This window comes from Salipiger sp. PrR007 (genome assembly GCF_010499845.1).
Classification (GTDB): domain Bacteria; phylum Pseudomonadota; class Alphaproteobacteria; order Rhodobacterales; family Rhodobacteraceae; genus Salipiger; species Salipiger pacificus_A.
On sequence record NZ_JAAGOZ010000014.1, the window covers coordinates 42,699 to 56,542 of the forward strand.

Consider the following 13,844-nt stretch of genomic DNA (forward strand, 5'->3'; position numbering starts at 1 on the left):
ACAAGACATCCTCCTGCATACCGTTCTCTCACGTTGACTTTTAATTGAAGTCTAAAGTAAATGTTTGATGAATTGCCGGAACGAGGGAGCGCATGGAATGTCACAAGCAAGACGCCTGACCTGGGTGATGAGGCTCTGCGGCGGCATCTCCGCCGCCGCCCTGGCGCTGCTGAGCATTCTCGTGGTGGGCGACGTGGTTCTGCGGAACACCGGCCTCGTGCGCTGGTCCTGGCTCAACGAGCTGACCGAGTATCTTCTGACCATCTCGACCTTCACCGGCGCGCCCTGGGTGTTGCACAACCACGGCCACGTGAACGTCGACGTGCTGCTGCGCACCGTCAGCGCGGCAAAGGCGCGCTGGCTGGTGAAGGCCTCGAACCTCTTCGGCGGGGTGATCTCGGCGATCCTGCTCGTCGTCGCGGTGCGGGTGACCTTCGACAGCTACGCGCTCGGCTCGCTGGTCTTCAAGAACCTCATCTTTCCCGAATGGTACCTCATGACCCCCATGGTGCTTTGCTTCGGTCTTTGCACGGCCGAGTTCCTGGCCCGCATCGTGACCGGCGAGGTGCGGATATGAGCTGGCTCGAGATCATCGCGCTGCTCGGCGGCGTACTGGCGATGCTTTTTGCCATCGGCACCCCGGTCGCGCTGGCGTTTCTTGGCGCAAACCTGATCGGTGCCTGGCTGTTCCTCGGCAGCGGCGCGGGCATCGAGCAGCTGGTGCGCAACGCGTCCATGTCGGTCAATTCCTTCTCGCTCGTGCCGATCCCGCTCTTCGTGCTGATGGGAGAGCTGCTGTTCCATTGCGGCCTCGCCTACAAAGCGATCGAGGCGATCGAGCGCTTGCTGCACCGCCTGCCCGCCCGGCTCGGCTGCGTCTCCGTGGTCGGCGGCACCGCCTTTGCGGCGCTCTCCGGCTCGTCCATCGCCAACACTGCGCTCCTTGGCGGCACGCTGTCGCAGGAAATGCTGCGCCGGGGCTATTCGACGACGCTGGCGCTCGGGCCGGTCATGGCGGTGGGCGGCATTGCCGTGTTGATCCCGCCCTCGACGCTGGCGGTGATGCTCGGCTCGCTCTCGGGCATCTCGATCACCCAGCTGCTGATCGGCGGGCTGGTCCCCGGGTTGCTGATGGCCGCGCTCTTCCTGCTCTTCGTCATCCTCACCGGCCATTTCCGCCCGCAGAGCGCACCGAGCGACACCAGCGCCAGCGCCTACACGCTGGCCGAGCGGATCGTGCCCTTCCTGCGCGACGTGGTGCCGCTCTTCGGCATCTTCGTCGCGGTGATCGGCAGCATGCTCGCCGGGATCGCCACCCCGACCGAGGCCGCGGGTCTTGGTGCCTTTGCCGCGCTCATCGCCACCGCGCTCTACCGCAAGCTGAGCTGGGCCGCGCTGACCAAAGCGATGACCGAGACCGCGAAGGTCTCGGTGTCGATCCTCTTCATCATCGTCGCCTCGACGACCTTCTCGCAGATCCTGTCGTTCTCGGGCGCCACCTCGGGCATGTTGCAGCTGATCAACGCCGTTGACCCCACGCCGATGACGCTGATCGTCTGCATGCTGCTGATCCTGCTCGTGCTCGGCTGCTTCATCGACCAGATCTCGATGATGATGATCACCCTGCCGATCTTCATGCCGCTGGCCCATGCCGCGGGCATCGAGGTCGTCTGGCTCGGGCTGATGATGCTCGTGGCGATCGAGCTCGGCATGCTGACCCCGCCCTTCGGCATCCTGCTGATGGTCATGCAGGGCGCCAGCCGCTCGGTGCCGCTGGTCAGCATCTACAAGGCCGCCGCGCCCTTCATCCTGATCGAGATCGGCGTGCTGATCCTGATGCTGATGGTGCCGCAGCTCACACTCTTCCTGCCCGCGCTGGTGCGCTGACAGCCCCTTTTCCAAGTCCAACAGTCCGGAGAACAAAAATGAAAATCCGCTCCCTCAAAACGGCAGGCATGGCCGTTGCGGCAGCGCTCGCCCTGGCAAGCCCGCTCGCCGCGGCAGAGACCACGCTGCGCGCCATCACCGCCTTCCAGCCCGGCACCACCTTCGCCAAACCCTTCGAGGATTTCGTCTCGAAGGTGAACGCGCAGGGTGAGGGCGTCCTGAAGATCGAGGTGATCGGCGGGCCCGAGGCCATGCCCCCCTTCGAGATCGGCAACGCGCTGTGCAACGGCATTGTCGACATCGCCAACACCACCGCGGTGTTCCACGCCAGCCTCGTGCCCGAGGGCGTCGCCATGACCCTCGCCACCCGCCCGATGTCGGAGCTGCGCGAGAACGGCGGCTACGCGCTGATGAACCAGTTGCACGAGGACAAAGCCCGGATCCATTGGCTGGGCCGCCTGACGCAGGGCATCAACTACCACATCTACCTCAACGAGGCGCCCGAGGGCGGCAAGCTCGACGGACTGAAGCTGCGCTCGGTGCCGGTCTACCAGGCCTTCTTCAAGGATCTTGGCGCCACCCCGATGCAGACCGCCCCGGGCGAGGTCTACACCGCGCTCGAGCGCGGCGTCATCGACGGCTATGGCTGGCCCTCGATCGGTGTCTTCGACCTTGGCTGGCAGGACAAGACCGGTGCGCGGGTGAACCCCGGCTTCTACCAGGTCGAGACCGGCCTCTACCTGAGCCTCAAGACCTGGCAGTCGCTGTCCGAAGAGCAGCAGGCCTTCCTCAGCGACCTGATGATCGAAACCGAATCCTCCTCCTCGCTGGTGCAGGACCTTGCCGAGGCCGAGAAAGCCAAGCAGATCGAGGCAGGGATCGAGATGATCGACCTCGACGCGGATGCGGCCACCGAATTTGGCGCGCTGGCGCAGGAGTCCGGCTGGAAACCGATCCTCGCGACCAGCCCCGAGCACGGCGCGAAGCTGCGCGAGCTCTTCGCCGACTGACGGCGGACGACCGGTCCAAAACAGTCAGCCGGGGGCCCATGGCCCTCGGCTTTTTCTATTCCGTTTCTATTCCATTGACGGGACGCGCCGCAAAGTTCCGCCCCGCATCTCTGGAGCATCCCCGCCCTACTGGCGGATTTTCGACGGTTTTCGGAGTTCCAGCACTGCGAGGTTTCTAGGGAGCACAACCTGTGGCAGTCTCGGACTCATATCAAGAGTCCGCAGGATTGATCGCGGAGACATCGGAAGGCCAGGACGTCCATGACGACCCAGCACAGCAGACGCGACTTCCTGCGAGGGCAACCGACCCGCCCCTCCGCCCCTTTGATGCGGCCTCCTGGCGCGCAGTCCGGGTTTTCTCAGCTCTGCAACGGCTGTGGCGCCTGTGCCCGCGCCTGCCCCGAAGCGCTCATCATCCGCCACGAGATCCGCCAAGAGGGCCCCGCCGGAGGGTCGACGCCGGTCGTCGATTTCTCGAAAGCGGCCTGCACGTTCTGCGGAGCCTGCGCCGCGGCCTGCGAGACCGGCGCCCTGCGTTCCGAGGCCGTGTCCGACTGGCCGTGGCGCGCCGTCATCACCGACAGCTGCCTTTCGCTCAATGGCATCTCCTGCCGCTCCTGTGAGGACGCCTGCGCGCCCCGCGCCATCCGCTTCCGCCTGATGACCGGCGGCCGGGCCGCGCCGGAGCTCGACACCGCGCAATGCACCGGTTGCGGCGCCTGCGCCGCCACATGCCCTGCCGGGGCGGTGGCCTTCGAGCGGCCCGCGCCCGTCGCGGAGGGCTCGGGATGAACATCTGCGGCTGCCTCGTCCATGTCCTAAGAGACGCGCTGCCCGAAGCCCGGGCACAGATGGAAGCGCTCGACGGGGTCGAGGTGCATGCCGAAACCGAAGACGGCCGGCTGGTGGTGGTGGTCGAGGACACCGACACCGCCTTTGCCTCGGACATCATCATGTCGCTGCACCAGATCCGCGGCGTGATCTCGCTGACCATCAACTACCACCATTTCGAAGAGCCCCCGCAGCGCCCATCCCCCGCCGCCCCCCATCCGGAGACCTGACCCATGACCATTTCGGACTCGCGCAGGACTTTCCTCAAGGCCACCGCCGCCGCCAGCACCGCCGCCGCCGCGGGCATCTCTCTCGCCCCTGCCGCGCTGGCCCAAACCCCGGGCAATTCGGACATCCGCTGGGACAAGGCGCCCTGCCGGTTCTGCGGCACAGGCTGCTCGGTGCTGGTGGGCACCAAGGAGGGCCGCGTCGTCGCCACGCAGGGTGACCCCGAGGCGCCGGTGAACCGCGGCCTGAACTGCATCAAGGGCTATTTCCTGTCGAAGATCATGTATGGCGCCGACCGTCTGACCACACCGATGCTGCGCAAGTCGGGCGGACAATTCGACAAGAACGGCGAGTTCGAGCCGGTGAGCTGGGATGAGGCCTTCGATGTCATGGCCGAGAAGTGGAAGGCGGCTTTGGCCGCCAAGGGACCAACTTCGGTCGGCATGTTCGGCTCGGGGCAATGGACGGTCTGGGAGGGCTACGCCGCCTCGAAGCTGATGAAGGCGGGGTTCCGGTCCAACAACATCGACCCCAATGCCCGGCACTGCATGGCCTCGGCGGTGGTCGGCTTCATGCGCGCCTTCGGCATCGACGAGCCGATGGGCTGCTACGACGACTTCGAGCAGGCGGACACCTTCGTGCTCTGGGGCTCGAACATGGCCGAGATGCACCCGATCCTCTGGTCACGGCTCACCGACACGCGACTGACCAAGCCCGGAGCGCAGGTGCACGTGCTGTCGACCTTCGAGCACCGCAGCTTCGAGCTCGCGGACAACGGCATGGTGTTCACCCCGCAGACCGATCTGGCGATCCTCAACTACATCGCCAATCACATCATCCAGACCGACGCGGTGAACTGGGACTTCCTGGAAAAGCACGTCAACCTGACCAAGACCGCCACCGACATCGGCTACGGGCTGCGCGACACCAACCCGCTGCAGCAGGCCGCCGCCAATCCCAACTCGGGCGAGCTGACCCCGATCGACTTCGACGAATACGCCGCGGCGGTCTCGGACTACACGTTGGAGAAGGTCGCCGAGATGTCCGGCGTGCCGGCGCATCAGCTCGAGCGGCTGGCCCAGCAATATGCCGATCCGGACCGCAAGGTCATGTCGCTCTGGACCATGGGCTTCAACCAGCACACCCGCGGCTCCTGGGTGAACGGGCTGGTCTACAACATCCACCTGCTGACCGGGAAGATCTCCGAGCCGGGCAACTCGCCCTTCTCGCTGACCGGCCAGCCCTCGGCCTGCGGCACCGCGCGCGAGGTGGGCACCTTCTCGCACCGGTTGCCTGCCGACATGGTGGTCACCAACCCCGAACACCGCGCCCATGCCGAGGAGATCTGGAAGCTGCCCGAGGGCACCATCCCCGACAAGCCCGGCCTGCACGCGGTGGAGCAGAACCGCGCGCTGCGCGATGGCAATCTCAACGCCTACTGGGTGCAGTGCAACAACAACATGCAGGCGGCGGCCAACATCAACGAGGAGGGCTGGCCGGGATATCGCAACGCGGACAATTTCGTGACCGTCTCGGATGCCTATCCGACCGTCACGGCCATGTCGGCCGATCTGATCCTGCCCGCCGCCATGTGGGTCGAGAAGGAGGGCGCCTACGGCAACGCCGAGCGCCGCACCCAGTTCTGGCGCCAGCAGGTCATGGCCCCGGGCGAGGCCCGCTCGGATCTGTGGCAACTCATGGAATTCGCCAAGCGCTTCACCGTCGAAGAGGCCTGGGGCGACGCGCTTGTCGCCAAGAAGCCCGAGCTGGCCGGCAAGACGCTCTACGAGGTGCTCTACCAGAACGGCACTGTCGACAAGTTCCCGCTCGAAGAGACCGCCGAGGGGTTCGACAATGTCGAGGCCCAGCACTTCGGCTTCTACGTCCAGAAGGGTCTCTTCGAGGAATATGCCACTTTCGGGCGCGGCCATGGCCATGACCTCGCGCCGTTCGAGCAATACCACCAGGCGCGCGGGCTGCGCTGGCCCGTGGTCGATGGGCAGGAAACGCTTTACCGCTTCCGCGAGGGCTATGACCCCTATGTGCCCGAGGGCTCGGAGGTGTCCTTTTACGGCTACCCGGATGGCAAGGCGAAGATCATCTTTGCCCCCTACGAGGCGCCGCCCGAAGTGCCCGACGACGACTACGACCTCTGGCTCTCGACCGGGCGGGTGCTCGAACACTGGCACTCCGGCTCGATGACCCGCCGCGTTCCGGAACTGCACCGGGCGTTCCCCGCCGCCGTCGTCTTCATGCACCCGGAGGACGCCGAGGCGCGGGGCCTGCGGCGCGGGCAGGAGATCAACATCTCGACCCGCCGCGGCGAGATGCTCAGCCGGCTGGAGACCCGCGGCCGCAACAAGCCGCCGAAAGGGCTCGTCTTCGTACCGTGGTTCGACGAGAGCCAGCTGATCAACAAGTTGACGCTCGATGCCACCTGTCCGCTCTCGAAGCAGACCGACTTCAAGAAGTGCGCCTGCAAGGTCGAGCGCGTGTGAGCCGATCCCCCCGGCCCTGAGGGAGACGTCAGAGGAGGCCCGTGATGCCCGCCGCTGCCACGCCGCTGTCGCCGCAACGCCGAAGGTTCCTGATGGACACCGCGCGGATGGCGGGCGGCTGCGCGCTGGCCGGGGGCGCGCTGGCCTGGCTCGGCCATGATGCCCGCGCCCTGCCCGCCGAGGCGCTGCGCCCGCCCGGAGCCCTGCCCGAAGTTGATTTCCTCGGGGCGTGCATCCGTTGCGGGCTCTGCGTGCGCGACTGCCCCTATGACACTTTGGCGCTGGCCGAATTGGGCGAGGACGGACCGGCCACCGGCACGCCCTTCTTCACCGCCCGCGAGGTGCCCTGCGAGATGTGCGACGACATCCCCTGCGTCGCCGCCTGCCCCACCGGCGCGCTCGATCCGGCGCTCACCGATATCGACGCCGCGCGCATGGGCACCGCCGTGCTGGTCGATCAGGAGAACTGCCTCAACTTCCTCGGGCTGCGCTGCGACGTCTGCTACCGGGTCTGCCCGGTGATCGACGCCGCGATCACCCTCGAGCTGTCGCACAACGAGCGCTCGGGCCATCACGCGATCTTTGCGCCCACGGTCCACGCCGAGCACTGCACCGGCTGCGGCAAATGCGAGCAGAGCTGCGTGCTGCCCGAGGCGGCGATCAAGGTGCTGCCGCTGCGGCTCGCCCGCGGGGCCCCTGCCGCGCACTACCGCAAGGGTTGGGAAGAGATGGAGGAGCATGGCGGACCGCTGGTCGAGGGGATCATCGACCTGCCCGACCGCCTGCCCGGGCCGGGCACCGACACCCTTGCCGCGCCGGGCGGCTTCGAGCCGAGTTTCAGGCTTCCGGGCGCCCCCGTGCCGGGAGCGGGCGAATGACGGCAAGAACGCGACTCCCGGTCGGCGAAGAGGCGATCCGCCTCAAGGGCTGGTGGCGGGCGCATCGCTTCCTGCTCCTGCGGCGGCTGTCGCAGGCCTTTTTCCTCGGGCTCTTCCTGCTTGGGCCGTGGTTCGGGCTGTGGTGGGTGGCGGGCACGCTGGCGGGTTCGCGCACCTTTGGCATCCTGCCGCTGACCGACCCGATGGTTCTGGCGCAGAGCCTCGTCGCCGGGCACCTGCCCGAGCTGACGGCGTTGATCGGCGCCCTGATCGTGCTCGCCGCCTACGCGCTGATCGGCGGGCGGGTCTATTGCTCCTGGGTCTGCCCGATCAACCCGGTGACCGATGCCGCGCATTGGCTGCACGCGAGGCTCGGCCTGCAGAAGGGCTGGCAGCCGAAGCGGCACACCCGGCTGTGGCTGCTCGCCATGGTGTTCGTCGTCTCGGCGCTGACCGGAACCATCGCCTGGGAGGTCGTCAACCCGATCACCATGCTGCACCGCGGTCTGGTCTTCGGCATGGGTTTTGCCTGGGCGCTCGTGGCGCTGGTCTTTCTCTTCGACCTGCTGGTTTCGCGCCGCGGCTGGTGCGGGCATCTCTGCCCGGTGGGCGCCTTCTACGGCCTGCTGGGCACGCATAGCCTGCTGCGGGTCAGCGCCACGAGACGCGCCGCCTGCGACGACTGCATGGAGTGCTTCGCCGTCTGCCCGGAAAACCACGTCATCGCCCCCGCCCTGCGCGGCGCGCCGGGCAAGACGCCGCTGATCCTTTCGCCCGATTGCACCAACTGCGGCCGCTGCGTCGATGTCTGCTCGGTCAATGTCTTCGAGTTCACCCACCGCTTCGACCAGCACGTCGAAGTCCTGCCACCACCGGACCGCTCCGGGACAACCGCCGCCTGAGGGGATTTTCCCTGCGAGACAACTAAGGAGAGCGCCCATGAAACTGACGGTCATCGCGAAGATCGCCGCCTTCGCCTCGCCCCTGCTGGTCGCGGGGCTGGTCGTCGCACAGACCTCGGGAGGCGTCCAGGACCTGCGCGGCGCATCGGTCGACCAGGAACTTGAGCCGCCCGAAGTCTATCCCCAGCAGCTGGGCCGCGAGGTGCGGAACTACCGCCAGCAGCCGCCGGTCATCCCCCATTCCATGACCCAGTACCAGATCGACCTGCGCACCAACCAGTGCCTCAGCTGCCACGACTGGAGCAACGCCGGCGACCGCGGCGCCCCGACACTGTCGATGACCCATTACCTCGACCGCAGCGGCAACCAGCTCGACACCGTCGCCGGCACCCGCTGGTTCTGCAATCAGTGCCACGTCCCGCAGGCGGATGCGCCGGCGCTGGTCGGCAACGACTTCGAAGCCTCCAGCGAAATGCGCTGAAGCAACGGCCCAATGGGAGAGACGAGATGCCGGACAACAACACGCACGGCGACAAGCCCGGCCGCCGCAACATTCTGCTCCGCATCTGGGATGCCTTCTGGAGCCCCACCGGGCTGTTCAGCACCGGCTTCCTGCTGATCGCGGGGTTCCTGGCGGGCATCCTCTTCTGGGGCGGTTTCCACTGGTCGCTGGAACTGACCAACACCGAGGAGTTCTGCACCTCCTGCCACTCGATGGAGACCAACCTCGGCGAGTACCGCCAGACCATCCACTACAACAACCACTCGGGCGTGCGGGCGATCTGCTCGGACTGCCACGTGCCGCACGAGTGGCAGTACAAGATGAAGGCCAAGATCATGGCGGTGAAGGACGTCTACCACGAGGTGATGGGCACCATAAACACCTCGGAGAAATACGAAGACCGGCGGCTCGAGATGGCGGCGGCGGTGTGGAAGAAGATGAAGGCCACCGACAGCCGCGAATGCCGAAACTGCCACGCTTTCGAATACATGGATTTCACCATTCAGGAGACCCGGGCAGCGCAGAACCACCAGCGCGCGCTCGACGAGGATATGACCTGCATCGACTGCCACCAGGGCATCGCCCACGATCTCGCCCCCGGGTACCTCGAGGAGTACCAGCACGTCGTCGAGACGCTCGCGCAGACCAAGCTGCAGGATGCATCGGGGGGCGTCGATGTCGCCTCGATCAAGTCCTACCTGGGCATTTCCGCCGATTGATCCGAAGGGCGCCGGAGCGGCCCGTGCACGCCGCCGCGCCAGCAACGTAGGGAGACACGACCATGCTGAGCCTGCTTGATCTTCTCGGCACCATCGGGGGCAGCATCCTCGGCCTGCCGGGCATCCTTGGCGTCACGCTCGGCATGACGACGCGGAACTGGATCGTCGCGATGATCCTTGGCGGCGCGATCGGCGTGCTCTCGCCGCTGATTCTCGGCGGTCACCAGTCCGCCCATGTGCCGATCTCCACGCTGGAATACAGCATCTCGACACTCATCGGCATCCTTGCCGGGCTGATCGGCTGCGCCGTGCGTCGCAAGGGCGCGCGGGTGTGATCGGCGGCAAAGCTGAGCTTCACCTCGCCGGGGCCGTGCGCCGCGTGTGAATCTGCTTAGGTCTGCCTCGGTCCTGGTGTATCCTTGATCGACCGCGCGCCGTCATTCGGGGGCGACCGGTCTCTCGGCCTGCGCCTGCGCGCAGCTTGGTTCATTCCAGTATCAAATTTCAGAAGATCGACGCCCGGCCCCGGCCGCTGCTTGGCATTTTCGAAAAGGAGATTGGAAGTGTCTAAAAAGATCCTCGCGGTTGCCTCGGCGGGCGGGCATTGGCAGCAGCTCCAGCGGGTCCGCCACGCCTTCGATGGCGACGAGGTCTTCTTTTTGACCACGCTGCGAGGGCTGCCAGATGATTTCGGCGCCCTGCCTGCGGCGATCATCCCCGAGTGCAATCAGAACACGCCGCGCGCGGCACTTCGCTGCTTTGCCGCCGTCTGCCGCATCGTGCTGCGCGAGCGTCCCGACATCATTGTCACCACCGGTGCGCTGCCGGGGCTCATCGCGCTGGTGGCCGGGCGTCTGGTCGGCGCCAAGGGGGTGTGGATCGACAGCGTCGCCAACGCCGAATGCCTCTCCACTTCTGGGCGGCTCGCCCGCCATGTTGCGCATCTTCGGCTGAGCCAATGGGAGCACGTGGCCCGGGAGGCGCAGGTCGAATACGCAGGGTCCATCCTGTGATCTTCGCAACCGTCGGGACCCAGCTGCCCTTTCCGCGGCTGATCGATGCGCTGGACGCCATCGCGCCGCGGCTCGCCGAGCCGGTGATCGCCCAGGTGGGCGCCTCGGTCGCGGGACATTGGGCCAATCTGGACACGCGGCAGACGCTCCCCCCACATGAGTTCAGCGCGCTCTTCGGCGAAGCGCGGGTCGTGGTGTCGCACGCCGGGATCGGCTCGATCCTCTCGGCCCGGCGCTTCGGAAAGCCGCTGATCCTCTTTCCCCGGCGCGCCGCACTCGGCGAGCACCGCAACGATCACCAGATGGCGACGGTCCGCCACGTGAAGGGCCTGCGCGGCGTGCACGTGGCCTTCGAACAGGGCGACCTCGAGCGGCTCCTGCTGAGGCCCGGCCTTGATGCGGCCGGCGAGGACGGCGCCCCCAGCCCCGAGCATCTGGCGCTGATCGAACGGCTTCACAGCTTCATTCACGACCTGCGCTGACGCTCGCTGCAGCCGGTTCCCGTGAGCGCTTGCGCCACGGCCTCGACGATCACCGGGGTGATGAGATGTGCCGCCGTGCCCGGCTCGGGATGCAGCCCGTCCCTCGACAGGCCGCGGGCTGAGGGCGGCAGGGCCAGCCACCTCGGGTAGAGGTCGATCAACCCCAGGCCCATGTCCTTGGCCAGGGTCCGGTATTGCTGGTAGTGCGCGCGCAGCCGCGGCCGGCTCAGGCCGCGCAGGCCCTGTGCCGGGCTCATCGTCATCAGCGCGATCGTCGTTGCGGGAGATGCGGCGCGCAGCGCGCGGATGAGCGCGACATGCGCTTCGGCCGAGCGTGCCAAGGACATCCCCCCGGTCACATCCGCATCGTTGATCGCGAACTCGACAAGCAGCAGGTCCGGTCTCTCGGCGGCGACCCGCGCCACCTGCGTCAGCCCCCACTCCGACCCCGCGCCGTTTTTCGCGACGACCAAGACCGCCACGGGATGGCCGATGCACCTGCTCAGCCGACCCGCCACGTCCCCGGGCCAGGGCTCTCCCGCGGTCAGGCTGGTGCCGAGGACGGCGAGCCGGATGGGCCGCCCCTCGGGCAGGGCCAGCGCGAAGGGCCGGTCCCCGAGCCGGGGCACGGGCCGCAGCTCGACTCCCGCCCAGCGGGCCAGCACCAAGCCGGTGCCCAGGAGCCCGAGCGTGACGAGGATCATGAGCAGAGCGGCCCCGGGCCGCGAAAGCAGCATCAGGTCTCCCCGGCCGACGCGAGCCGACTTTCGGTCTCGTCTGCGGAGGTGAACCGTCCGAAACGCCCCACGTCGATGCCCGAGCGGACGATCTGCGCCGGATTGCCCGCGACGATGCTGCGCGGGGGCACGGACTTGGTCACCACAGCGCCCGCCGCCACCACGCTGTTGTCGCCGATCTCGACCCCGGGCAGGATCAGCGCCCGCCCGCCGATGAAGCAATTCCGGCCCACCCGCGTGTGCAAGTAGAGCCCCCGCGTCATGTCATGGGTCAGGATCCGCGCCTCGAAGGCGACGTAGCTGTTCCTGCCGACATGCACACCGATCGGAAAGGTCCGGTCGAACTTGGCCGACAAGGAAAACTGGCAGCTCGGGTCAAGGTCCATCTTCCAGACGTGCACCAGATAGGCCCGGCGCAGCGACACCAGCAGATTGCGCAGCGGCGCGAGACGGTTCAGCCCCCGCCGGCGCGCCTTTTTCATCTTCGGAACGCTTTGATCCACCATGTAAATCGCCAATCCAATGGGTCCCTGAATTATCGTCGCCTGGGGCTCCAATTCTCCTCCATGCACCTCAAGTGTGATCTGATGGGTGTAGCAGTTCAATCAACCAAGGCCACCCAACACCCATTGAGTTATTTTTCTGTAACGCTCCCTCAATTCACGAAACATATCATATTGATTCGCAATATCACTCCTAAAAGATTCGGCCAGGCCGACAAAACAAACCAGATTTTCCTAACCTCTTTCCAGATGCGCCATTTCCCGCCGAACGCACCCGCGTATTGTGGCAGCAAATGCGACAATGTGCCGGGTCTTATGCTAGGCTGCAGAGAGTTCCCCCCTTGGCCAGTACAGTTCCGCGGTAGCCGGGCACTTCGACGAGGTTGGAGCACGTGATGAGCCTCCTGAACATCCTTCTGTTTGCCTATCTGGCGACCGTCGTCGTCGCGCTCACCCTCACTCACCGCGAGCGCAGGCGGCATGGCCACAGGTCATGGCGTCACGCAGTGCTTGGCGACGCCCTGTGCTTGGTATGGCCCCTCGTGGCGGTCGCCATGGCACTTTTCTGGCGGTCGCCAGCCTCGCGGACATAGCGGCGGGACGCGGTCGCTGGACGCACCCCCACCTTCCGATGCGTCGATCCGGCGGTGACCCCGCTCTTGGGAAGGCGAAAGACCCCTCCTCAGTGGCCCGTGCCGGAGCAGACGACGAAGACCGTCGCCAGCATGATCCGCAGATCCGTTTTCAGCGACAGTCCGTTGTTGTAGCCGGTGTCGAACCGCGCACGGTCGGCAAAGGACGTTTGGTTGCGTGCCTCGATCTGCCAGAGGCCGGTGATGCCGGGCCGAAGCTCGAAGTAGTCGTTGCCGGGATAGAGCGTGCGCTGCGTTTCCAGCATGGGTCGCGGGCCGACGACGCTCATGTCACCGACGAAGACATTCCAGAACTGCGGCAGCTCGTCGAGCGAGGACTTGCGCAGGAAATGGCCGAGCTTGGTGATCCGCGGGTCTTGTTTCAGTTTCTGGTCCCGTTCCCATTCCTCTCGCGCTTCGGGGCAGGCCGCGAGGTGCGCATGGAGCAGCTCTTCCGCGTTCGGGACCATCGAGCGCAGTTTCCACATCCGGAAATGCCGTCCTCCCCGCCCAAGCCGGATCTGGCTGAAGAAAGGGTTGCTCCGATCCGTCGCAACAAGGAGCACCAAGGGCAGCAGCAGGACAAGGGTCAACGGGGCGGACAGCAGGACCAGCGTCAGATCGAGAACCCGCTTGCCGACGTTCCGATAGAACACATGCCCGAGGCTCCCTCCCCGGGCGCCGAAGACCGGGTCGAGCTCAAGGGGTGAGCCGTGGAGAAGGGTGACCCAGTCGAACGTGATGCCAAATCGTCTAATTTTCATATTGGCCCCCCAGAGGATTTCCAATTCAGACGCGGATCACGCGCCGGAAATCATAGATTTCAGGATGAAAAGCAGAGATCGCTATCGAAATATTTCACGGGGTATTTCACACGGTCCGGGCAATATGCCGCGCGCAGAGCGAGAGACTTGCCCTTCGTCATCACGTTGACGAAGCACCATATATGCATGAAATTTACGTCGGCGGTCCGCAGAAAGGGTGTCGCAGATCCCGGCTCCGCCGATTCCTTATAATTAATT

Annotated in this window: 16 protein-coding genes; 13 read left to right on the forward strand and 3 right to left on the reverse strand. The window is 66.1% G+C overall.

Annotation, left to right across the window (positions count from 1 at the left end):
- The first annotated feature begins 97 nt into the window (after nucleotides 1-97).
- The 13 genes from G0Q01_RS05395 (at nucleotide 98) to G0Q01_RS05455 (ending at nucleotide 10,950) form a co-directional block, all read left to right on the forward strand.
- Entirely contained in the window at nucleotides 98-577 is a 480-nt protein-coding gene (locus tag G0Q01_RS05395) for a TRAP transporter small permease (RefSeq protein WP_164189791.1), read from the forward strand.
- Nucleotides 574-1,887 carry a TRAP transporter large permease gene (locus tag G0Q01_RS05400; protein WP_164189793.1) on the forward strand — a complete coding sequence of 438 codons (1,314 nt, stop codon included), beginning with the start codon at nucleotides 574-576 and terminating at the stop codon, nucleotides 1,885-1,887. The genes G0Q01_RS05395 and G0Q01_RS05400 overlap by 4 nt, the downstream gene beginning before the upstream one ends.
- A gap of 38 nt (nucleotides 1,888-1,925) precedes the next feature.
- On the forward strand, nucleotides 1,926-2,897 hold the full coding sequence (gene dctP / locus G0Q01_RS05405; protein ID WP_164189796.1) for a TRAP transporter substrate-binding protein DctP: 972 nt from the start codon (nucleotides 1,926-1,928) through the stop codon (nucleotides 2,895-2,897).
- A 327-nt stretch (nucleotides 2,898-3,224) separates the two neighbouring features.
- Complete coding sequence (locus G0Q01_RS05410; RefSeq protein WP_235939650.1) at nucleotides 3,225-3,689, forward strand: ferredoxin-type protein NapF; 465 nt, start codon at nucleotides 3,225-3,227, stop codon at nucleotides 3,687-3,689.
- Nucleotides 3,686-3,958, forward strand: a complete 273-nt coding sequence (locus G0Q01_RS05415; RefSeq protein ID WP_164189800.1) for a chaperone NapD — start codon at nucleotides 3,686-3,688, stop codon at nucleotides 3,956-3,958. Before G0Q01_RS05410 ends, G0Q01_RS05415 begins: the two co-directional genes overlap by 4 nt.
- Nucleotides 3,959-3,961: 3 nt before the next feature.
- Nucleotides 3,962-6,454 carry a nitrate reductase catalytic subunit NapA gene (gene napA / locus G0Q01_RS05420; RefSeq protein ID WP_164189802.1) on the forward strand — a complete coding sequence of 831 codons (2,493 nt, stop codon included), beginning with the start codon at nucleotides 3,962-3,964 and terminating at the stop codon, nucleotides 6,452-6,454.
- A gap of 44 nt (nucleotides 6,455-6,498) precedes the next feature.
- Nucleotides 6,499-7,332: a ferredoxin-type protein NapG gene (gene napG, locus G0Q01_RS05425; RefSeq protein ID WP_164213061.1), complete on the forward strand. Its 834-nt coding sequence runs from the start codon at nucleotides 6,499-6,501 to the stop codon at nucleotides 7,330-7,332.
- Nucleotides 7,329-8,234, forward strand: coding sequence for a quinol dehydrogenase ferredoxin subunit NapH (gene napH, locus G0Q01_RS05430; protein ID WP_164189806.1), 906 nt, complete (start codon nucleotides 7,329-7,331; stop codon nucleotides 8,232-8,234). The genes napG and napH overlap by 4 nt, the downstream gene beginning before the upstream one ends.
- A 37-nt stretch (nucleotides 8,235-8,271) precedes the next feature.
- Nucleotides 8,272-8,715, forward strand: a complete 444-nt coding sequence (locus G0Q01_RS05435; RefSeq protein ID WP_108970596.1) for a nitrate reductase cytochrome c-type subunit — start codon at nucleotides 8,272-8,274, stop codon at nucleotides 8,713-8,715.
- Between the two features lie 26 nt (nucleotides 8,716-8,741).
- A complete protein-coding gene (locus G0Q01_RS05440; RefSeq protein ID WP_108970597.1) occupies nucleotides 8,742-9,455 on the forward strand; it encodes a NapC/NirT family cytochrome c in 714 nt (237 codons plus the stop codon).
- A gap of 62 nt (nucleotides 9,456-9,517) precedes the next feature.
- Entirely contained in the window at nucleotides 9,518-9,790 is a 273-nt protein-coding gene (locus G0Q01_RS05445) for a hypothetical protein (protein WP_235939659.1), read from the forward strand.
- A 228-nt stretch (nucleotides 9,791-10,018) separates the two neighbouring features.
- Nucleotides 10,019-10,468 carry a UDP-N-acetylglucosamine--LPS N-acetylglucosamine transferase gene (locus tag G0Q01_RS05450; protein ID WP_164189809.1) on the forward strand — a complete coding sequence of 150 codons (450 nt, stop codon included), beginning with the start codon at nucleotides 10,019-10,021 and terminating at the stop codon, nucleotides 10,466-10,468.
- A complete protein-coding gene (locus G0Q01_RS05455) occupies nucleotides 10,465-10,950 on the forward strand; it encodes a glycosyltransferase (RefSeq protein WP_164189811.1) in 486 nt (161 codons plus the stop codon). The genes G0Q01_RS05450 and G0Q01_RS05455 overlap by 4 nt, the downstream gene beginning before the upstream one ends.
- On the opposite strand, the gene G0Q01_RS05460 is transcribed toward G0Q01_RS05455, so the two are convergent.
- From G0Q01_RS05460 to G0Q01_RS05470, 3 genes are all read right to left on the reverse strand, one after another.
- Nucleotides 10,935-11,687: an SGNH/GDSL hydrolase family protein gene (locus G0Q01_RS05460; RefSeq protein ID WP_164189813.1), complete on the reverse strand. Its 753-nt coding sequence runs from the start codon at nucleotides 11,685-11,687 to the stop codon at nucleotides 10,935-10,937. The genes G0Q01_RS05455 and G0Q01_RS05460 overlap by 16 nt on opposite strands.
- Entirely contained in the window at nucleotides 11,687-12,193 is a 507-nt protein-coding gene (locus G0Q01_RS27055; RefSeq protein ID WP_203594916.1) for a DapH/DapD/GlmU-related protein, read from the reverse strand. The genes G0Q01_RS05460 and G0Q01_RS27055 overlap by 1 nt, the downstream gene beginning before the upstream one ends.
- Nucleotides 12,194-12,872: 679 nt before the next feature.
- Complete coding sequence (locus G0Q01_RS05470; protein WP_164189816.1) at nucleotides 12,873-13,586, reverse strand: sugar transferase; 714 nt, start codon at nucleotides 13,584-13,586, stop codon at nucleotides 12,873-12,875.
- Nucleotides 13,587-13,844: the final 258 nt, after the last annotated feature.

Bases quoted from the DNA above. Each gene is read 5' to 3' on its own strand.
- G0Q01_RS05445 (WP_235939659.1), top strand. From the start codon at position 9,518: ATGCTGAGCCTGCTTGATCTTCTCGGCACCATCGGGGGCAGCATCCTC.
- G0Q01_RS05440 (WP_108970597.1), top strand. From the start codon at position 8,742: ATGCCGGACAACAACACGCACGGCGACAAGCCCGGCCGCCGCAACATT.
- G0Q01_RS05410 (WP_235939650.1), top strand. From the start codon at position 3,225: ATGCGGCCTCCTGGCGCGCAGTCCGGGTTTTCTCAGCTCTGCAACGGC.
- dctP (WP_164189796.1), top strand. From the start codon at position 1,926: ATGAAAATCCGCTCCCTCAAAACGGCAGGCATGGCCGTTGCGGCAGCG.
- G0Q01_RS05415 (WP_164189800.1), top strand. From the start codon at position 3,686: ATGAACATCTGCGGCTGCCTCGTCCATGTCCTAAGAGACGCGCTGCCC.
- napH (WP_164189806.1), top strand. From the start codon at position 7,329: ATGACGGCAAGAACGCGACTCCCGGTCGGCGAAGAGGCGATCCGCCTC.
- G0Q01_RS05395 (WP_164189791.1), top strand. From the start codon at position 98: ATGTCACAAGCAAGACGCCTGACCTGGGTGATGAGGCTCTGCGGCGGC.
- G0Q01_RS05400 (WP_164189793.1), top strand. From the start codon at position 574: ATGAGCTGGCTCGAGATCATCGCGCTGCTCGGCGGCGTACTGGCGATG.
- G0Q01_RS27055 (WP_203594916.1), bottom strand. From the start codon at position 12,193: ATGGTGGATCAAAGCGTTCCGAAGATGAAAAAGGCGCGCCGGCGGGGG.
- G0Q01_RS05460 (WP_164189813.1), bottom strand. From the start codon at position 11,687: ATGCTGCTTTCGCGGCCCGGGGCCGCTCTGCTCATGATCCTCGTCACG.
- G0Q01_RS05435 (WP_108970596.1), top strand. From the start codon at position 8,272: ATGAAACTGACGGTCATCGCGAAGATCGCCGCCTTCGCCTCGCCCCTG.
- napA (WP_164189802.1), top strand. From the start codon at position 3,962: ATGACCATTTCGGACTCGCGCAGGACTTTCCTCAAGGCCACCGCCGCC.
- G0Q01_RS05470 (WP_164189816.1), bottom strand. From the start codon at position 13,586: ATGAAAATTAGACGATTTGGCATCACGTTCGACTGGGTCACCCTTCTC.
- napG (WP_164213061.1), top strand. From the start codon at position 6,499: ATGCCCGCCGCTGCCACGCCGCTGTCGCCGCAACGCCGAAGGTTCCTG.